Source organism: Variovorax sp. N23, assembly GCF_025486315.1.
GTDB lineage: Bacteria > Pseudomonadota > Gammaproteobacteria > Burkholderiales > Burkholderiaceae_C > Variovorax.
The window spans coordinates 1-19,978 of record NZ_JAOOPY010000006.1; the positions used below are offsets into that span (position 1 = coordinate 1).

General features: G+C 68.1%; 15 protein-coding genes. 2 read left to right on the plus strand and 13 right to left on the minus strand.

Annotated features, from left to right (window positions below):
• Positions 1-141 precede the first annotated feature (141 nt).
• The 8 genes from N8A90_RS10725 to N8A90_RS10760 all read right to left on the minus strand — a co-directional run bounded on the left by N8A90_RS10725 (position 142) and on the right by N8A90_RS10760 (position 10,411).
• Positions 142-624, minus strand: a complete 483-nt coding sequence (locus N8A90_RS10725; protein ID WP_262074852.1) for a histone H1-like DNA-binding protein — start codon at positions 622-624, stop codon at positions 142-144.
• 196 nt (positions 625-820) lie between these two features.
• Positions 821-2,050 carry a ribonucleotide-diphosphate reductase subunit beta gene (locus N8A90_RS10730; RefSeq protein WP_262074853.1) on the minus strand — a complete coding sequence of 410 codons (1,230 nt, stop codon included), beginning with the start codon at positions 2,048-2,050 and terminating at the stop codon, positions 821-823.
• A gap of 150 nt (positions 2,051-2,200) precedes the next feature.
• Positions 2,201-5,137, minus strand: a complete 2,937-nt coding sequence (locus N8A90_RS10735) for a ribonucleoside-diphosphate reductase subunit alpha (RefSeq protein WP_262074854.1) — start codon at positions 5,135-5,137, stop codon at positions 2,201-2,203.
• A 355-nt stretch (positions 5,138-5,492) separates the two neighbouring features.
• On the minus strand, positions 5,493-6,104 hold the full coding sequence (ampD, locus tag N8A90_RS10740) for a 1,6-anhydro-N-acetylmuramyl-L-alanine amidase AmpD (protein WP_262074855.1): 612 nt from the start codon (positions 6,102-6,104) through the stop codon (positions 5,493-5,495).
• Positions 6,097-7,644 carry a sigma-54-dependent transcriptional regulator gene (locus N8A90_RS10745; protein ID WP_262074856.1) on the minus strand — a complete coding sequence of 516 codons (1,548 nt, stop codon included), beginning with the start codon at positions 7,642-7,644 and terminating at the stop codon, positions 6,097-6,099. The genes ampD and N8A90_RS10745 overlap by 8 nt, the downstream gene beginning before the upstream one ends.
• 4 nt (positions 7,645-7,648) lie before the next feature.
• Entirely contained in the window at positions 7,649-9,340 is a 1,692-nt protein-coding gene (locus tag N8A90_RS10750; RefSeq protein ID WP_262074857.1) for a sensor histidine kinase, read from the minus strand.
• A gap of 19 nt (positions 9,341-9,359) precedes the next feature.
• Entirely contained in the window at positions 9,360-9,605 is a 246-nt protein-coding gene (locus N8A90_RS10755; protein WP_262074858.1) for a PP0621 family protein, read from the minus strand.
• A complete protein-coding gene (locus N8A90_RS10760; protein ID WP_262074859.1) occupies positions 9,602-10,411 on the minus strand; it encodes an inner membrane protein YpjD in 810 nt (269 codons plus the stop codon). Before N8A90_RS10760 ends, N8A90_RS10755 begins: the two co-directional genes overlap by 4 nt.
• A gap of 110 nt (positions 10,412-10,521) precedes the next feature.
• Here N8A90_RS10760 and ffh point away from each other — a divergent pair, with 110 nt between their 5' ends.
• Positions 10,522-11,910, plus strand: a complete 1,389-nt coding sequence (gene ffh, locus N8A90_RS10765; RefSeq protein WP_262074860.1) for a signal recognition particle protein — start codon at positions 10,522-10,524, stop codon at positions 11,908-11,910.
• Positions 11,911-12,055: 145 nt separating this feature from the next.
• Complete coding sequence (locus N8A90_RS10770) at positions 12,056-12,301, plus strand: GlsB/YeaQ/YmgE family stress response membrane protein (protein WP_262074861.1); 246 nt, start codon at positions 12,056-12,058, stop codon at positions 12,299-12,301.
• A gap of 240 nt (positions 12,302-12,541) precedes the next feature.
• Here the strand turns inward: N8A90_RS10770 and mdoH are convergent, their stop codons facing one another.
• The 5 genes from mdoH to miaB form a co-directional block, all read right to left on the minus strand.
• Complete coding sequence (gene mdoH, locus N8A90_RS10775) at positions 12,542-14,539, minus strand: glucans biosynthesis glucosyltransferase MdoH (protein WP_262074862.1); 1,998 nt, start codon at positions 14,537-14,539, stop codon at positions 12,542-12,544.
• A gap of 419 nt (positions 14,540-14,958) precedes the next feature.
• Positions 14,959-16,383 (minus strand): sigma 54-interacting transcriptional regulator, encoded by a 1,425-nt coding sequence (locus tag N8A90_RS10780; protein ID WP_262074863.1) that lies wholly within the window; start codon positions 16,381-16,383, stop codon positions 14,959-14,961.
• Between the two features lie 21 nt (positions 16,384-16,404).
• Positions 16,405-17,055: a hypothetical protein gene (locus tag N8A90_RS10785; protein ID WP_262074864.1), complete on the minus strand. Its 651-nt coding sequence runs from the start codon at positions 17,053-17,055 to the stop codon at positions 16,405-16,407.
• A gap of 73 nt (positions 17,056-17,128) precedes the next feature.
• A complete protein-coding gene (locus tag N8A90_RS10790) occupies positions 17,129-18,556 on the minus strand; it encodes a sensor histidine kinase (RefSeq protein ID WP_262074865.1) in 1,428 nt (475 codons plus the stop codon).
• A complete protein-coding gene (gene miaB, locus N8A90_RS10795) occupies positions 18,556-19,935 on the minus strand; it encodes a tRNA (N6-isopentenyl adenosine(37)-C2)-methylthiotransferase MiaB (protein ID WP_262074866.1) in 1,380 nt (459 codons plus the stop codon). Before miaB ends, N8A90_RS10790 begins: the two co-directional genes overlap by 1 nt.
• Between the last annotated feature and the right edge of the window lie 43 nt (positions 19,936-19,978).

A 19,978-nucleotide genomic window follows, 5' to 3' on the forward strand; every position in this document is an offset into this window, starting at 1 on the left:
TGTGCGCTTGACACTCGATTCCATGACACCTGCCCTTTCTGCAAGGTCGAGGTGTCAACGCTGGGTAGGACGGGTCAGCGCCATGAAAAAAGCCCGGCACCTTGCGGTACCGGGCTCTTGCCTTCAAGGCCGCTGAGAAACTCAGGGCTTGCTGGCCGTCGGAAACGGCCATGCAGCCTGAGGGTTCAGCGTCGTTTGCGCAGCAGGGGCAGGCGCTACGGCGGCAGCCTTGGCGGGCGCTTTCGCAGCCTTCTTGGCAGCGGGCTTCTTCGCAGCTTTCTTGGCAGCGGGCTTCTTGGCCGCCGCCTTTTTCGCGGGGGCCTTCTTTGCAGGCGCCTTCTTGGCAGCAGCCTTTTTGGCCGGCGCCTTCTTGGCAGCAACTTTCTTCGCAGGCGCCTTCTTGGCGGCTACCTTCTTGGCAGCAACCTTCTTGGCCGGGGCCTTCTTCGCTACGACCTTCTTGGCCGGCGCCTTCTTGGCGGCTACCTTCTTGGCAGCGACTTTCTTGGCCGGAGCCTTCTTCGCTGCGACCTTCTTAGCCGGTGCCTTCTTGGCCGCGACCTTCTTGGCCGGAGCCTTCTTTGCTGCGGCTTTCTTCGCCGGCGCTTTCTTTGCAGTTGCCATTTCTTTCTCCTTGGTCAAGTTGAAAAATCAACCTTTTGAAGCACTTCGCGCGCGCTGTTGCGCTTGAAGCGATCCATGGCGTTGGAAATCAAGTCCCAGCACCATGAACACCTGAGCCCTCGGCACCGCCGCGCTCTGTGGCGCAGTCGATGTGGAGGGCAATTCCTGAATCCATCGATTGTTGTCGTTAAAAAGCTCAATCCCAGGAGAGCGCGCCACCCGACTGGTATTCGATCACGCGGGTTTCGAAGAAATTGCGCTCTTTCTTCAGGTCAATCATTTCGCTCATCCAGGGGAACGGGTTTTCTTCGTTCGGGAAGAGCGTCTCGAGGCCGATCTGCTGCGCGCGCCGGTTGGCGATGTACCGCAGGTAGCCCTTGAACATGGAGGCGTTCATGCCGAGCACACCGCGGGGCATGGTGTCTTCGGCGTATTGGTATTCGAGCTCGACGGCCTTCAGGAAAAGGGCCTTGATCTCCGCCTTGAACTCTGAGGTCCAGAGGTTGGGGTTCTCGAGCTTAAGCTGGTTGATCAGGTCGATGCCGAAATTGCAGTGCATCGATTCGTCGCGCAGGATGTACTGGTACTGCTCGGCCGCGCCGGTCATCTTGTTCTGGCGGCCGAGCGCCAGGATCTGCGTGAAGCCGACATAGAAGAACAGGCCTTCCATCAGGCAGGCGAACACGATCAGCGACTTGAGCAGGGTCTGGTCGGTCTCGTGCGTGCCGGTCTTGAAGTTCGGGTCGCTGATCGCTTCGATGAAGGGGATCAGGAACTCGTCCTTGTTGCGGATGGAGGCGACCTCGTTGTACGCGTTGAAGATCTCGCTCTCGTCCAGGCCGAGCGATTCGACGATGTACTGGTAGGCGTGCGTGTGGATCGCTTCCTCGAAGGCCTGGCGCAGCAGGAACTGGCGGCACTCGGGCGCCGTGATGTGGCGGTAGGTGCCCAGCACGATGTTGTTGGCGGCCAGCGAATCGGCGGTCACGAAGAAGCCGAGGTTGCGCTTGACGATGCGGCGCTCGTCTTCGGTGAGGCCGTTCGGGTCTTTCCACAACGCGATGTCGCGCGTCATGTTCACTTCCTGCGGCATCCAGTGGTTGGCGCAGGTGGCGAGGTACTTTTCCCAGGCCCACTTGTACTTGAACGGCACCAGCTGGTTGACGTCGGTCTGGCCGTTGATGATGCGCTTGTCCGCAGCGTTCACACGGCGCGCGACGGTCGGCGCTGCGACTTGCCGAACAGGTGCCGATGCGCCGTCGTCGAGCGTCGTGCGAGGCGCAGGCGTGGCGGTGGAGGCTGTTTGCGGCGTCGGGAATTCCATCGAGCGGGCGACAGGTGCGCCGCTTTGCGATGGTGAGTGCTGCAATCCTTGTGGCATGTCCTTTGGCAAGGATGGCTTGACTTCTTCGTCCCAGGTCAACATAGAAAAATCCAATGCTCAAATTATGTGAGCAACGATGCGAGTTGCAAAGTGCAGCCTCGCATCGCGCCCGAATTATCTCTTGCTTATGTTGTTCGCAGGCATCGCATTTTGTCGGGCGATGCCGCGAATCACATTCGCATCACGCCGACATCACTGGCACGCTTCGCAGGTCGGGTCGTCGACACCGCAGAACGCGATGTCGGTGGCGGGCATCGCATTGAGCTGCGCTTGCGCAGCGGCGGCTGCGGCTTCGATCGCGCTCATCTTGGGCGCGTCGTTGCTGCCGCCCGAGGACACCGCGTTGAGCCGGCCCGACTGCACGGTCGACTTCTCGGCATGCGTCGCGCTCTGCGTGCGCAGGTAGTAGGTTGTCTTCAGGCCGCGCAGCCAGGCGAGCTTGTAGGTGTCGTCGAGCTTCTTGCCCGATGCACCCGCCATGTAGATGTTCAGCGACTGCGCCTGGTCGATCCACTTCTGGCGACGTGCGGCGGCTTCGACCAGCCAGGTGGTCTCGACTTCGAACGCGGTGGCGTAGAGCGCCTTCACGTCCTGCGGCACGCGGTCGATGGGGCGCAGCGAACCGTCGAAGTGCTTCAGGTCCATCACCATCACGTCGTCCCACAGGCCCAGGCGCTTGAGGTCGCGCACCAGGTAGTGGTTGATCACGGTGAACTCGCCCGACAGGTTCGACTTGACCGACAGGTTGCCGAAGCAGGGCTCGATCGAGGCGTCGACGCCGATGATGTTCGAGATGGTCGCGGTCGGCGCGATCGCCACGCAGTTCGAGTTGCGCATGCCGTCGGCCTTGATCTTCTGGCGCAGTGCGTCCCAGTCGAGCGTGGCCGAGCGGTCGACCTCGACGTAGCCGCCGCGCGCCTTCTCGAGCAGGTCGAGCGTGTCGATCGGCAGGATGCCCTTGTCCCACAGCGAGCCCTTGTAGCTCGAGTACTTGCCGCGCTCCTTGGCCAGGTCGGTCGACGCCCAGTAGGCGTGGTAGCAGATGGCTTCCATCGACTCGTCGGCGAACTGCACCGCTTCCTGCGAGGCGTAGGGGATGCGCAGTTCGTACAGCGCGTCCTGGAAGCCCATCAGGCCCAGGCCCACCGGACGGTGGCGCAGGTTCGAGTCGCGCGCCTTCTTGACCGCGTAGTAGTTGATGTCGATCACGTTGTCGAGCATGCGCATCGCGGTCGAGATCGTCTTCTTGAGCTTGGCCTGGTCGAGCACCTTGGCGCCGGCCTCGTCTTTCAGGTGGTTGATCAGGTTGACCGAGCCGAGGTTGCAGACGGCGGTTTCGGTGTCGCTGGTGTTCAGCGTGATCTCGGTGCACAGGTTCGACGAGTGCACGACGCCGGCGTGCTGCTGCGGCGAGCGCACGTTGCAGGCGTCCTTGAACGTGATCCAGGGGTGGCCGGTCTCGAACAGCATCGTGAGCATCTTGCGCCACAGGTCGGCCGCAGGGATCGTGCGCGATGGCTTGATCTCGCCGCGCTGTGCCTTCTCTTCATAGGCGACGTAGGCGCGCTCGAACTCGGCGCCGAAGAGGTCGTGCAGGTCGGGCACGTTGTTGGGCGAGAACAGCGTCCAGGTGCCCTTTTCCATCACGCGGCGCATGAACAGGTCGGGGATCCAGTTGGCGGTGTTCATGTCGTGCGTGCGGCGGCGGTCGTCGCCGGTGTTCTTGCGCAGCTCCAGGAACTCCTCGATGTCGAGGTGCCAGGTTTCGAGGTAGGTGCAGACGGCGCCCTTGCGCTTGCCGCCCTGGTTCACGGCCACGGCCGTGTCGTTGACGACCTTGAGGAAGGGCACGACGCCCTGCGATTCACCGTTGGTGCCCTTGATGTGGCTGCCCAGGGCGCGCACGCGGGTCCAGTCGTTGCCCAGGCCGCCGGCGAACTTCGACAGCAGCGCGTTTTCCTTGATCGACTCGTAGATGCCGTCGAGGTCGTCGGGCACGGTCGTCAGGTAGCAACTCGACAGCTGCGAGCGCAGCGTGCCGGCGTTGAACAGCGTGGGCGTGCTCGACATGAAGTCGAAGGACGACAGCACTTCGTAGAACTCGATGGCGCGGGCTTCACGGTCGATCTCGCCCAGCGACAGGCCCATGGCCACGCGCATGAAGAAGGCCTGCGGCAGTTCGATGCGCGTCTTGCGCACGTGCAGGAAATAGCGGTCGTACAGCGTCTGCAGGCCGAGGTAGTCGAACTGGTTGTCGCGTTCGGCCTTGAGCGCGGCGGCCAGGCGCGGCAGGTCGAACTGCAGCAGCTTCTCGTCGAGCAGGTCGTTGTCGACGCCCTTCTTGATGAACTGCGGGAAGTAGTCGACGTAGGCTTGCGAGCGCTCGGCGGGCATCACTTCGCGGCCGATGATCTCCTTGAAGATCGTGTGCAGCAGCAGGCGGGCGGTGGCGAAGGTGTAGTCCGGATCTTTTTCGATCAGGGTGCGGGCGGCCAGGATCGAGGCCTTGTAGACCTCGTCGAGCGGCACGCCGTCGTACAGGTTGCGCATCGTCTCGGCCTGGATCGGTGCCGCGGTGATGCTGTCGCCGAGTCCCGAGCAGGCCGATTCGATCAGGCCCTTGAGTTCGTTCACGTCGAGCGCGACGCGCTCGCCGCGGTCGAGCACATGCAGCGTCGGTGCCGCCGGCGCTTCCTGCGCGCCTTGCCTGGAGCGCTCCTGCGTGCGGCGTTCGCGGTACAGCACATAGGCGCGGGCGATCTCGTGGTGCCCGCCGCGCATCAGGCCGAGTTCGACCTGGTCCTGCACGTCCTCGATGTGGAAGGTGCCGCCGCCCGGACGCGAGCGCACCATGGCGCGCACCACGGCCTGCGTCAGCGTGTCGACCGTCTCGCGCACGCTGGCCGATGCCGCGCCCTGGGTGCCGTGCACCGCGAGAAAGGCCTTCATCATCGCGATGGCGATCTTGTTGGGCTCGAAGGGCACCACGGCGCCGTTGCGGCGGATGATCTGGTAGTGCGCGAGCGCGTTGCCGGCAGGCGAGCCGGCGGTGTCGCGGGCCGCCGCGCCAGCGGTGGGCGAGGGGGTGGCGCGAGCGGTGGTGGACGGGGTGTTCAGAGCTGTTTGCATTCGGTCCTCGGTTGGCAAATTCTTGTTGGGGGCGCGCGGCGGAAGCGGCGTCCGGCGCGGTCGACCGGGGGATATCGGTCGGGCAGCACACTATATCTAGTGTGTGGGGGGGTCACAATCACTAGATGTAGTGTTTTTCACGAAGATCAATGTCCGTGAAGAATTTCACATGGGACGCAGGGGCCGGCGCATGCCGCATGGTGACTGCATCAGTCTGAACGAAGCCAGCAGCGATGCACTTTTCCGGCGGATTTGGGCTTGAAAGCCGCATGGTTGCTGGACATTCGCCGATGGCTTCGCGCGGCACGCCGGTCGATCGGCCGGGCATCGAGTGCCGGGCCTCGATTGAAAATTTTTAGCGGCTCGCGGTCTGCGGCTGACACTGCGGCGGAAACATCGCGCTCGGCCACCCGGTGTCGGCCTGCAGGCGCGCCCACCGGAAGCCTGCGCCCGGGTCGTGCTTGCGGCCCGGCGCGATGTGCTCGTGGCCGGCGACGAAGCCGATGGGGTAGTGCTGCGCGATCGCCGGGCAGAGCGTGGCGAGGGTGGCGTACTGCGCCGCTTTGAAGGTGTCGCCCTCGAGGCCTTCGAGTTCGATGCCGACGGAGTCGTCGTTGCAGTTGCCGCGGCCGCGCCAGGCCGACGCCCCCGCGTGCCAGGCGCGCGCATCGCAACTCACGAACTGCCAGAGCGCGCCGTCGCGCCGCACATAGAAGTGCGAGGAGACCTGGGCGCCGCGGATCTGCTGGAAGTAGGGGTGCGCGTCCCAGTCGAGCTGGTTGGTGAAGAGCCGCTGCACCTCGTCGCCGCCGTACCGGCCGGGCGGCAGGCTGATGGAGTGCAGCACGATCAGGTCGATGTGCGCGCCCGGCGGCCGCGGGCCGAAATTCGGCGAGGGCAAACGGTTCGCGCTGCGCAGCCAGCCGTCCTGCCAAAGGCCGGAGGCCGCCTCCGGGGCGTCATTCATCGCCGCCGGCATCGTCGTTGCCGTTGGGCGTGCCGATGCCCAGCCGCGCGATGCGGTAGCGGATCTGCCGCAGGCTCAGGCCGAGCCGTGCGGCCGCGGCGGTGCGGTTGAAGCCGCTCTCGCGCAGGGCGCGCACGAGGATCTCGCGTTCCTGCTGGTCGAGGTAGGTCTGCAGGTCGGCCGGCACGGCCGGTGGCGTGTCCACGCTCGCTGGCACCGGCGCGGTGGTCACGGGCGCGGGCGGCGGCGGTGCCGGGGGCGGCGCGGCGATCGCCATCGGCGCGAAGTCGGACACGCGCTCGAGCGGCGCGATGTTGCTCGGCTCGAAGTCCAGGTGCAGTTCGTCGCCGTCGTTGAGCGCCACCGCGCGGTGCAGCAGGTTTTCGAGTTCGCGCACGTTGCCCTGCAGCGGGTGGGCCGCCAGGCTGTCGATCACCGCGGGCGACAGCACCGGCACCTCCATGCCGGCGTCGTGCGCGATGCGCGCAAGCAGTGCGGTGCACAGCGCGGGCAGGTCCTCGCGCCGGTCGCGCAAGGCGGGCACGGCGATCTCGATGACGTTGAGCCGGTAGAACAGGTCCTGCCGGAAGCGGCCGGCCTGCACCTCGCCCTGCAGGTCCTTGTGGGTGGCGCTCACGATGCGCACGTCGACCGCATCCTCCTGCGTCGAGCCGATCGGCCGCACGCTGCGCTCCTGGATGGCGCGCAGCAGCTTCGACTGCATCGCCAGCGGCAGGTCGCCGATCTCGTCGAGGAACAGCGTGCCGCCGCGGGCCGCCTGGAAGTAGCCGTCGCGGTCGGCCGCCGAGCCGGTGTACGACCCCTTGCGCGCGCCGAAGAACTCGGCCTCGAGCAGGTTCTCCGGAATGGCGCCGCAGTTGACGGCAACGAAGGGGCCGTCGCTGCGCTGGCTGCAGGCATGCACGGCGCGCGCGACCAGTTCCTTGCCGGTGCCCGATTCGCCGCGCACCAGCACCGGCGCCATGCCGCGCGCCACCTTGGCGATGCGCGACTTGACCAGGCGCATCGGCTCGGATTCGCCGACCAGCCGCGCCAGCGCCGCGTTGCCGTGGCCACCGACGGCCGGCTCGCTGCTGCGTCCGTGGTCGGCGGTGCCGGGGGCCGGCGTGCTGGGGCGTGCCGCTGTGGGTTGCGCCTGCACCGCAGAGGCCACGACCCCGCGGAACTGCTTGAGGTCGACCGGCTTCGTGAGGTAGTCGAAGGCACCGGCTTTCAGCGCCTCGACCGCGTTCTCCGCCGAGCCATAGGCCGTCATCACGATGCAGCGCTCGCTGCGCTGTTCGCGGTGGATGCGCTGGAGGATCTCCATGCCCAGCCCGTCGGGCAGCCGCATGTCGGTGATGACCACGTCGAAGCGCTCCGCCTGCAGGCGCTGCGCCGCTTCGGCCACGCTGCCGGCGGCCTCGACGCGGTAGCCCTCGCGCAGCAGCGTCAGTTCGTACAGGGTGCGCAGGTCGGGCTCGTCGTCGATGACCAGGATCTGGGCGATGCGCGGCGCGGACGGGTGGGGAGTGCTCACGGCGTTATTGTGTCAGCCGCACTTCGGCGGCCGCGAAGTTGACGAAGAAGGCGTTGCCTTCCGGGCCGTCCCGCACGGCGATGCTGCGGTCGTAACCCATGGTCGCGCCGTGCCGCTCGCAGAGTTCGCGGCACAGGAAGAGGCCGAGCCCGCTCGAGCGGCTTTCCGACGAGAAGAAGGGCTCGAACAGGTGCCGTTGCACGGCGGGGTCGAGCGGCGCCCCGTCGCTCCACACCAGCAGGCTGGCGCGCCCGGCGCTGCCGCGCCGCGTGCTGACCTGGATCGCGCCCTCGCGCGCGCTGGCGTAGCGCGCCGCGTTGTCCAGCAGGTTGACCAGGATGCGGCGCAGGTGCTCGACGTCGAATCGCACGTCGAGTCCCGCAGCCTCGAGCACCACCTGCACGCCGCGGCACTGCGTCTGCTGCACCCACTCGTCGACCATCGCGCGCACCGTCGGGTCGAGCGACAGCTGCTCGTCCAGCGGCAGCACGCGCTGCTGGCGCGCGCGCGCCACGTCGAGCACGTCGTCGACGATGCGCGCCAGCCGCAGCGCGTTCTGCTCGACCATCGCGGTGAGCTGGCGGTGTGCCGGATCGGTCAGGTCTTCGCTGAGCAGCGCGCTGGCCTGGGTGATCGCGGCCAGCGGGTTGCGGATCTCGTGCGCCACCGCCGCCGACATGCGGCCCATCGCCGCCAGCTTCTCGGTGCGGATGCGGGCCTCGAGTTCGCGCAGGTCCTGCAGGAACATCACGCACAGGCTGTCGTTGCGCCCGTTGCTGGAGGGCGTGAGACGGGTGCGCACCCGCACCTCGCGCGCCGGGCCCTGGGCCTGTGCCACTGGCAGTTCGCGCGACTGCGCGGCACGTCGCGAGAAAGTGCGCCCGGCGAGCGCGGCCAGCGGGCGCCAGGCCGGCTGCGACGCCAGCACGAAGGGCGGCGTCATCGACGCCAGGCCGTGCCCGAGGATCACGTCGGCCGCCGGGTTGGCGGCATGCACCCGGCCGTCGGCGTCGATCACCAGCACGCCTTCGCTCAGCGTTTCGATCACCAGGTCGTTGACTTGCGCGTGCATCTGCGCCGCGCTGCGTCCGCGCTGCGCCAGCGCTTCTTCGCGCGCCAGGCGCCGCGCCAGCTCGTGCGCCAGCAGCGCCACCACGAACAGACCGGTGCCGGTGAGCGCCGCCTGCACGAAGCGCGCGCTGGCGTCGCCCGACGAATCGATCCAGCGCCAGCCCGCATCGGCCAGCAGCAGCAGCGTGACGGCCGCGCTGGTGCCCAGCCCGACGGTGACCGTGCCGAGCACCGCGCCCATCAGCACCGGCAGCGCGAACAGCGGCGTGTAGTTGATGCTGCCGACCTGCAGCACCTGCAAGGCGGTGAAGGTGGCCAGATCGATGCCGATGGTCACGGCCCAGGCCGCGCCGAAGCCGCGGATCGGCGGCCGGAAGGGCGCGAAGCGCGCGCCCAGCAGCGCGGCGATCAGGTAGCCGGACGAGAGGCCGACCGCGACCCAGTGCACCGACTGGCCGATCGCATAGGTCACGAACTGCAGCAGCAGCAACACGGCCGCCACGAAGCAGCGCGCCGTCATGAAACCGCGCCACAGGCGCTGCAGGGCGGTGTCGCGTTCGGTGCGGGTATCGAGCGCGGCCCAGTCGGTCAGGGGGTCGCCGCGTGACCAGAGCAGGGAGGCCATGGCGGGGCGGTTCAGCTTCTCAGCCTTCGGCCGCGCGCCGATGCGCCGCGCTGCAATACAGCGCACCGCCCGGCCCCGGCAGGGCGTCGGTCGCCGGCAGATGCAGGCCGCAGTGCGCGCAGCGCACCATCGCCTGCGGCGCACCGACCGCGGGTGGGGCAGAACGCTTGGGCGGCGCCGCGCGTTCGCGGATTTCGTCTTGTCTGTTCTTGCGCCAGAGCCAGATGCCGACCGCGACCACGAAGAGGACCAGCAGGTACTTCATGCGGCGCCCCGCGCCAGCAGCACTTCGAGCACGAAGCGCGAGCCGACATAAGCCAGCAGCAGGAGCGCGGCACCCGCATACAGCACGCGCCGCGCGGTGCGGCCGCGCCAGCCGAAGCGGGCACGCCCGACGAGCAGCATCGCGAAGGTCAGCCAGGCCAGCACCGAGAACAGTGTCTTGTGGTCCCACTTCCAGACCCGCCCGGCGGCGCCATAGAGCGCCTCGCTGAACAGCAGCCCGGCCAGCAGCGTGGCCGACAGCAGCACGAAGCCCGCGCTCACGAAGCGGAAGGTCAGGCGCTCCAGGGTGAGCAGCGGCACGCCGGCCTGCGGTTCGGTGGCCAGGCGAATCTGCTTCTCGGCGCGGTTCGTGAGCCAGGCGTGCACCACCGCAGCGCCGAACAGGCCGTACGACGCGACCCCCAGCGCCAGGTGCAGCGGCAGCCAGGGCGAGGCCGACACGTGCAGCGGCGTGCCCGGAAACAGCACGGCGAGCAGCACGGCCAGCGCGCCGAGCCCGGCCAGGGTACGGCGCACGGTGAGCTGGGGGAACATGCGGCTTTCGACGGCATACACCGTGAGCACCAGCCACGCCATGACCGACAGCGCCGGCGCGAAGCCGAAGCGCGGCATGGCGCTGATCAGCCCGACGCCGAGCGCCAGCGCATGAAGCAGCCAGGCCAGGCCCAGTGCGGACTGGGTGGCCTGTCGGTTCAATCGAGGGGCCGCGGCGGCCGTCAAGGCATAGGCACCGGCAGTGGCGATGCCCAGTGCCACGCCGAGTGGGGAGGGGCTCGCTAAAATCATCCGTCGATGATAAGGGCTTGCCCGTAGAGCCCGTCGCGTTTCGCAACGCCGCCCCCGGCGTTCCGCCCCCATTTCAAAGCGCCCGCAGCTGCGGGCACAAGGCACCCTCCATGGCCACCGCGCTCACCGAAAAATTCTCCCGCCTCGTCAAGACGATGAGCGGCCAGGCCCGCATCACCGAAGCCAACGTGCAGGACATGCTGCGCGAAGTGCGCATGGCGCTGCTCGAGGCCGACGTGGCGCTGCCCGTGGTGCGCGACTTCGTGGCGCGCGTGAAGGAGAAAGCGCTCGGCCAGGAGGTGCTGGGGTCGCTCAAGCCCGGCCAGGCGCTGGTCGGCATCGTCAACCGCGAGCTCGCCGCCACCATGGGCGAGGGTATTTCCGACATCAACCTGGCGGCGCAGCCCCCGGCCGTCATCCTCATGGCCGGCCTGCAGGGCGCCGGCAAGACGACGACCACGGCCAAGCTGGCCAAGCACCTGATCGAGAAGCGCAAGAAGAAGGTGCTCACCGTGTCGGGCGACGTCTACCGCCCGGCGGCCATCGAGCAGCTCAAGACGGTCACCAAGCAGGCCGGCGCCGAGTGGTTCCCCAGCACCGCCGACCAGAAGCCGATCGACATCGCGCGCGCCGCCATCGACCACGCGCGCCGCCACTTCTTCGACGTGCTGCTGGTCGACACCGCCGGCCGCCTGGCCATCGACGAAGTGCTGATGGAAGAGATCAAGGCGCTGCACGCCGAGCTCAACCCGGTCGAGACGCTGTTCGTCGTCGATGCCATGCAGGGCCAGGACGCGGTGAACACCGCCAAGGCCTTCAAGGACGCGCTGCCGCTCACCGGCATCATCCTGACCAAGACCGACGGCGACTCCCGCGGCGGTGCGGCGCTGTCGGTGCGGCAGATCACCGGCGTGCCCATCAAGTTCGCCGGCACCAGCGAGAAGATCGACGGGCTCGAGGTGTTCGACGCCGAACGCCACGCCGGCCGCATCCTGGGCATGGGCGACATCGTCGCGCTGGTCGAGCAGGTCACGGCGGGCGTCGACGTCGCCGCGGCCCAGAAGCTCGCTGCCAAGGTCAAGAGCGGCGCCGGCTTCGACCTCAACGACTTCCTCGGCCAGCTGCAGCAGATGAAGCAGATGGGCGGCCTGTCGAGCCTGATGGACAAGCTCCCGCAGCAGATGGCCGCCAAGGCGACCGAGGCCGACATGACCCGCGCCGAGCGCGACATCCGCCGCAAGGAGGGGATCATCCAGAGCATGACCCCGCTGGAGCGTCGCAAGCCCGAACTGCTCAAGGCCACCCGCAAGCGCCGCATCGCCGCCGGCGCCGGCGTGCAGGTTCAGGAGGTCAACCGCATGCTCAACGAGTTCGAGCAGATGCAGACCATGATGAAGAAGATGAAGGGCGGCGGCCTGATGAAGATGATGAAGAAGATGGGCGGCATGAAGGGGATGCCGGGCATGGGCGGGCCGGGGGGGCCGAAGCTGCCGTTCTGAAATGAATCCAGCCGAAGCGCCGTGGCGCTGCCCCTCTCGAGGGGCACCCCGCCGGTTCCATCGGCTGCGGCGGGCTCCTCGGACGCAGCCCATCGACGTGCGACTAGACTTCAGCCGCCGTTTTGGCATCTTTCGGGAGTAATAAATGAGTCTTCTCTGGTTTCTTGTGGTTGGTCTTGTCGCTGGTTGGTTGGCCGGTGTGCTGGTCAAAGGTGGCGGGTTCGGCCTGGTCGGTGATTTGGTGGTCGGTGTCATCGGGGCCTTCCTGGGCGGCTTCCTGTTCAGCACCTTTGGCGTCTCGCTGGGCGGCGGCCTGATCGGCAGCATCGTCGTGGCAACCATCGGCGCCGTGGTGTTGCTTTTCCTCGTTCGCCTTGTCAAGCGCGCCTAGCGTCTGACCCTTCCCTCAGGCGGACTTGCTTGGGCGGGTCCGCTTGAATTGCGCATCGGGGCGTGTCGGTGCGCATCCTTGGGCCGGCGCCTCCCCCGCGCGAGCTTTTCCTCTTTTCCTGCACCGATTCGGCAACTGCTCGCCCACCAAAGAGAAAGCCCGCTCAAGGCGGGCTTCTTGTGAATGCGACAGGCCGTCAGGCCCGTGCAGTCTGGGCGAGGCGCTGTGGGTCCCCCAGCATCAGGCGGTCGCCAGTGCCGGGCGCGCCAGCTTCAGCGCATGCATCCAGGCGCGGCGCAGGACGGCCGGCGAGCGCGATTCCTCGGGGATCAGCAGGTAGCCGCGGTCGCGCAGCGTGGTGCCCAGCGCGATCTGGCTGGTCAGCACGGTCAGCGGGATCGCCAGCAGCAGCGGCAGGCCCACGGGCATCAGCCAGATCAGCGCGCTCGGGTCGATCAGCGCGATGCCGACGGCCAGCAGGGCAACGATCGCAGTCATCGGTGCGAGCTGCGACAGGGCGATGCGCCACGGCACGGCAGCGGCTTCACGGGGAGGCGACTTCCAGTTCAGCTTGACACCGGTGAGGGCGACCACGACGAACAGCGAGTGCGCCAGCATGCGGACCGGGGCTTGCACGATGGCCAGCGCGCTTTCCAGCAGCGAACTCTTGAGCAGGCCACCCAGGCCACCGAACTGGCGTTGCTCGCCGCGCATCAGCACGGCAGCGATGCCCAGCACGCGCGGCAGGAACAGCAGGCTCAGCGTCCAGGCCCACAGGGCAGCCAGCTCGCCCGGCAGCACGTGCCAGCTCGAGACCAGGCTCGAACCCGACAGCCACAGGGCGGTGCCCAGCGTGAGGAAGGCCAGCCAGAGCGGGGCCGAAACATAGGCCATGGTGCCGGTCACGAACATCGCGCGGTGCACCGGGTGGATGCCGGGCTCGGCCATCAGGCGGGCGTTCTGCAGGTTGCCCTGGCACCAGCGGCGGTCGCGCTGCAGTTCGGACAGCAGGTCCGGCGGTTGCTGCTCGTAGCTGCCGACCAGGTCGGACACCAGCCACACGTGGTAGCCGGCGCGGCGCATCAGCGCGGCTTCGACGAAGTCGTGCGACATGATGCCGCCCGACATGCCGCCGGTGCCGGCGATCGGTGCCAGCGCGCAGTGGTCCATGAAGGGCTTGACGCGGATGATGGCGTTGTGGCCCCAGTAGTGCGATTCGCCCAGTTGCCAGAACTGCATGCCCAGCGTGAACAGGCGGCCCGTCACGCGGGAAGCGAATTGTTGGGCACGGGCGTGCAGCGTGACGTGGCCGATGGCCTGCGTCGCGGTCTGGATCACGCCGGCCGTCGGGTTGGCTTCCATCAGCTTGACCATGGCGGTCAGGCAGTCGCCGCTCATCACCGAGTCGGCGTCGAGCACGACCATGTACTTGTAGTCGTTGCCCCAGCGGCGGCAGAAGTCGGCCACGTTGCCGGCCTTGCGGTGCGTACGGCGGGTGCGCAGGCGGTAGTACACCTCGACCTGCGGCTGGTTCGGGCTCTCGGCCAGTGCGGCGCGCAGGTCTTCCCAGGCGGCGCGTTCGGCCTTGGCGGTCTCGGCGTCGTAGCTGTCGGACAGCACAAACACGTCGAACTGCTTCGAATGACCGGTGGCGGCGACCGATTCGCAGGTGGCGCGCAGGCCGGCGAACACCGTGGCCACGTCCTCGTTGCAGATCGGCATGATGATCGCGGTGCGTGCGTCCGGGTTCATCGGGTGGTCGGCCACCTGCTTGACGGACAGCGCGTGCTTGTCACCGCGCACGGAGACGTAGAAGCCCATCAGCGCGGTCACGAAGCCGGTGACGACCCAGCCGGACAGCAGGCCGTACAGGCCGATCTGGCCGTATTCGAGCCAGACGTTGTCGTAGTCCGGTTGCACGCTGGCGAACAGGACCGACGCGATCACGGTGCTGACCAGCGCCAGCACCATGAAGGCCAGGCGCCGCTGCTTGGCGGCGCGCTGCCACGGTTGCTGCGGGCCGAGCTCGACGGCCTGCTCGCGGGCGGTCTGGCCGCCGGCGCCGAGCTTCACCAGCATGGAGGTGCCGATGCTGTTCCAGAAACCGCGCCAGGGGCGGGGTGCCATGGAGCCGCGGTTGATCGGCGGCGCAGTGACGGCGTTGGGGTGGCGGTCCTCGCGAAACGCGCTGCGTTGCGGGCCGAGGGGGCCGAGGTCGGCCGGGGTCAGAACCTTCATCTGGGAGAAATCGTTTGGTTTCATGTGCGGCTCACCAACGTTGCTTTTGAAGGGAAGAGGGGGTGTCGCCAATCGCTGGAAAGCGCTTGAAGACGCAGTCGGGGGCGGCGCCGCCCAATCCGTCGGATCCGGCCGCCAGGGGGCTGGCGGCACGGGGCCGCGAGAGGGAAGCCTGCGCAGAACGCAGACCATCGCGCTGCGGACGCAGTGCGAAAGAGGGGCTGGAAAGGACGGTCATGCCTCTACAGGGGCAAACCCTGTGCCAGCATGGAAAAGCGCTTTTAAATCAAAGGCTTAGGTGAAAACCAGGTCAAAAAAACCGGGGAAAGCGAAGAGGCCCGCTGAAAACCCCTTGATTTTGTCGCCAAACCCCGACAACCCGGGAGGCTGAGAGGCACAAATTCAATGAAATCAAAGGCTTATGTGCGTCGCTCGTCAGCGACAGCGTCGCCGGGTGGTGACGACGGGCCGTCCGCCTTGAAGTGGCCGGGGGTCAGTTCGTGCTTCTGCAGCAGCCGGTAGAACTCGGTCCGGTTGCGGTCGGCCAGGCGCGCGGCGTCGGCCACGTTGCCGTCGGTCAGCTTGAGCAGGCCGACCAGGTAGTCGCGCTCGAAGCGCTGCTTGGCGTCGGCGTAGGTCTGGACCTCCACGCTGGGCACGCGCAGCGCCCGCTGCACCAGCGCCAGCGGAATCAGGGGTGAACTCGACAGCGCACAGACCTGCTCGACCACGTTGAACAGCTGTCGCACGTTGCCCGGCCAGGAGGCGGTGGTGAGCGCCTTGATCGCCTCCGGCGCGAAGCCGGACAGCCGCTTGCCGTATTTGGTCGACAGGCGCTGCAGGAAGTGGTTGGCCAGCAGCGGGATGTCTTCGCGCCGGGCCGACAGCGGCGGCAGCGTGAGCGTCACCACGTTGAGCCGGTAGTACAGGTCTTCGCGGAACTGGCCCGCCTCCATCGCGGCGTCGAGGTCGCGGTGGGTGGCCGAGACGATGCGCACGTCGACCGCGATCGACTGGGCGGCGCCCACGGGCCGCACCGCGCGCTCCTGCAGCACGCGCAGCAGCTTGACCTGCAGGGCGGGCGGCATGTCGCCGATCTCGTCGAGCAGCAGCGTGCCGCCGTCGGCCTGCTGGAACAGGCCCTTGTGGTTGGCATGCGCGTCGGTGAAGGCGCCCTTCATGTGGCCGAACAGTTCCGACTCGAGCAGGGCCTCGGGGATGGCGCCGCAGTTCACCGCCACGAAGGGCTTGTCGGCGCGTGCGCTGGCCTTGTGGATGGCGCGGGCCAGCAGCTCCTTGCCGGCGCCGCTGTCGCCGCGCAGCAGCACCGACGCGTCGGACTTGGCGACCATGCGCGCCTCGGCCAGCAGTTCGGCCATGCGGTTGCTGCGGCTGACGATCTCGGAGCGCCAGCTCTCGTCGCCGCTGGCGCTGGGCGTGGTGGCCGGCGAGCCCATGGCCAGGGCCTGGCTGATTTTCTCGAGCAGTTCGCGGGCGTCGTAGGGCTTGGTCAGGTAGGTGAAGACGCCGCGCGCCGTCGCCTCGACCGCGTCGGGGATGGTGCCGTGCGCGGTGAGCAGGATCACCGGCAGCGTCGGGTGGTCCTTGCGGATCTCGTCGAAGAGGGCGAGCCCGTCGCGGCCGGGCAGGCGGACGTCGCTGAGCACCAGTTGCGGGTGCTCGATCTCGAGTTGCGTCAGGGCCGATTCGGCCGAGGTCACGGCCGTCACTTGGTAGCCGGCCGAGTTCAGCCGCATCGACAGCAGGCGCAGCATGTCGGGGTCGTCGTCGACCACCAGCAACCGGGCGCCGGTGGCTTTCGCGGGACTGGGTGCTTCACTCATGGGCGTTCCTTGGTGCGCCGCTCAGGGCTTGCCGCCGTGGGCCGGCGCCGGTGCATTCGGCCGGGCGAAGCTGCGCTCGATGGCACGCAGCGCTTCGATGCGGTCGTTCAACTGGTCGATGCGGCGCTGGGCGTCGCGCGCCTGCTGGGCCTGGCGGTCGCGGTCGTCCTCGACCTTGCGTTGTTCGAGAAAGCGCGCGGCCAGCAGGCGGGCCAGCGGCTGCAGCGGCCGCGCGTCGGCCGATGGATTCGAGATCACGCGCTGCAGCAGCCCCAGCGAGCGGGCCAGGTCGGCCGGCACGCGCGTCTGCGCCAGCACCAGGGCCACCTGCATCTGCACCAGCGGTGTGTCGCCCGGCTCGCCCAGCCGCGCCAGTTCGGCCGTCAGCTCGTTGGCACCGAGCGAACGCAGGCGGTCGGCGTAGGTGAGGACGGCGTCGGCCGGGGAGGCGCCGCGCAGGGCGAAGGCCAGCGCCGGCTGGGTCGCCAGGGCGATCGGCTCGGCCTCGACCGGGGTCACGCGCACCGCCGGCGGCGGTGGTGCCGGCATGGGCGCTGGGGTGGGCGGCGGTGCCGGCGCGGGCGGCGGCGTGGTGCAGGCGCCCAGCAGGGTCAGTGACGAGAGGGCGAGCGCCGAGGCAAGGGCCGGACAGCGGACGAACGAAAAAGACATGGTGCGGGACAGCGTGGGACGCGAGGTGTTCGGGGCGGGGATGGCGCGAGGATGGAGCGGAGAGGGTGGTGGCTCAGGCGGAGCGCGGAAGCTCGATGCGGAATCGCGCCCCGGGGCCGTCGGGAAGCAGCGCGATGTGGCCACCATGTGCAGCAATGTACTCCTGCACGATCGACAGGCCGATGCCTGTGCCTTTGACCGCGTGCTCCGGTTGGCGTTCCCCGCGGAAGAAGGGCTCGAAGACGCGGTCTCGGTCGCCCTCGGCGATGCCGGGGCCGGCGTCGGCGATCTCGATGCGCGCGGTGTCCGAGGTGCCGGAGACCTCGAAGCGGATGGTGCCGCCGCGCTCGGAGAAGCGGATGGCGTTCGACAGCAGGTTGGCCAGGGCGGTGCCCAGCTTGGCCGGGTCGACCGTGATCGACAGCGGCTCGCCCTCGACCTGCACCTGCAGCCCGTGCGCCTGCCATTGCAGGCGCTGGGCCTCGACCTGCTCCTCGATCAGCGGCAGCAGGGCCGTGCGCTCGCGGTGCAGGTCGCGCGCCTCGAAGGCGGCGGCGTTGAAGCGCAGCAGCGCCTCGATCTGGCTCTGCAGCGAGATCGCGTTCTGCTGCAGGATCTGCGCAACCTCGCGCTGCGCCGGGTTGAGCGCGCCGGTCACGCCGTCTTCCAGCAGCGAGATGCCCTCGCGCAGGGCCGCCAGCGGCGTCTTGAGTTCATGCGACACATGACGCAGGAAGCGTGCCTTGTCGGCATCGAGTTCCGTCAGACGAAGCCGCAACCATTCGAGCTGCTGCGACACGCGCCGCACGTCGGCCGGCCCGCGGATGTCGATCGGCTCGTCGAGCCGGTTCTCGCCCAGGCCGACGATGGCGCGCTGCAGCCGCTTGAAGGGCCGCGCCAGCCACACGCCGAAGGCCAGCGCCAGCGCCACCGCCAGCGCACTGGCGGCCAGCACCTCGCGCATCAGCCGCGTGCGGGCGTCTTCCAGGCGGGTCGAGAGCGCGGTGTTCTGCGCCTCGATCTGCGTCTGCGCCTGCTGGGCGATGTCGGTGTTCACGGCGTCGAGGTCGCGGAACTGCATTGCCAGCGTGGTCTCGCGCGTGAGGGCCGTCTCCGACGGGCCGACCAGCAGCCGTTCCATCGCGTCGAGCTGCATGCGCCAGGCGTCGATGGAGGTGCGCTGCACGCCGTTGTCGGCCAGCCGGGTCAGCACGTTCTGCGCGTCGCGGGCGGCGTCGTCGAAGCGGCGGCGCAGCACCGCGTCGTTGAGCACCAGCGACTGGCGGCCGGCCCGCTCCATCGCCGCGCTGCGCTCGGCCAGCGACTGCGCCGCGCCCGAGAGCGTGAGCGCGCGCGTGGCCGCATCGCGGCTCTGCGCCATCAGCGCGTCGTACTGGAACACCGCACGCAGGGCCACGCCCACCAGCAGGGCGGTGATCAGGAGGAAGGCGAAAAGCAGCAGTTGCTGGAACGAACCGCGTGTCGTGGTGAGCTTGGCCATCAGACGGCGATCGCGGCACTGGCTGATGCGGCGTCGGTGACCTCGCGCGTGGGCACTTCGCCGCGGAGCGTGTAGGCCAGCGAACGGGTGATGCGCAGGTCGATCATCTGGCCGACCAGGCGTGCGTCGCCCTCGAAATTCACCACGCGGTTGCAGGCGGTGCGGCCCATCAGCTCGTTGGCGTTCTTGCCTGCACTTTTTCGTGAAGCACCTTCCACCAGCACGCGCTGGGTGGTGCCGACCAGCGCCTGGCCGAAGCGCTTGACGTTGACGTCGATCGCGGCCTGGACCTGCTGCAGGCGCGCCAGCTTCACGGCATGCGGCGTGTCGTCGTGCAGCGCGGCCGCGGGCGTGCCGGGGCGCGGGCTGAAGATGAAGCTGAAGCTCGAATCGAAGGAGCAGTCTTCGATCAGCTTCATCATCTTGGCGAAGTCCTCGTCGGTCTCGCCGGGGAAGCCGACGATGAAGTCGCTGCTCAAGGCCAGCTCGGGCCGGATGGCGCGCAGCTTGCGCACCGTGCTCTTGTATTCCATGGCGGTGTAGCCGCGCTTCATCGCCATCAGGATGCGGTCGCTGCCGTGCTGCACCGGCAGATGCAGGTGGCTCACCAGTTTCGGCACCTTCGCATAGGCCTCGATCAGGCGCGGCGTGAATTCGTTCGGGTGGCTGGTGGTGTAGCGGATGCGCTCGATGCCGGGGATCTCGGCGATGTACTCGATGAGCAGCGCGAAGTCGGCGATCTCCGCCGTGTCGCCCATGCGGCCGCGGTAGGCGTTCACGTTCTGCCCCAGCAGCGTGACCTCGCGCACGCCCTGGTCGGCCAGGCCGGCGACCTCGACCAGCACGTCGTCGAGCGGCCGGTTCACTTCTTCGCCGCGGGTGTAGGGCACCACGCAGTAGCTGCAGTACTTGGAGCAGCCTTCCATGATCGAGACGAAGGCGGTCGCGCCCTCCACCCGTGCCGGCGGCAGGTGGTCGAACTTCTCGATCTCGGGGAAGCTGATGTCGACCTGCGGGCGGTCCTGCACGTCGCGCTGGGCGAGCATCTCGGGCAGGCGGTGCAGCGTCTGCGGGCCGAACACCACGTCGACGTAGGGCGCGCGCGCGATGATCGCCGCGCCTTCCTGGCTGGCCACGCAGCCGCCCACGCCGATCTTCACGCCGCGCGCCTTCAGGTGCTTGATGCGGCCGAGGTCGCTGAAGACCTTTTCCTGCGCTTTTTCGCGCACCGAGCAGGTGTTGAACAGGATCAGGTCGGCCTGCTCGATGTCCTGCGTCGGCTCGTAGCCCTGCGCGGCGTTCAGCACGTCGGCCATCTTGTCCGAGTCGTACTCGTTCATCTGGCAGCCGAAGGTTTTGATGAAGACTTTTTTGCTCATGGCGTGTGGAGAAGAGGGGAAAACCGCCGCAAGAGGCAGCGCA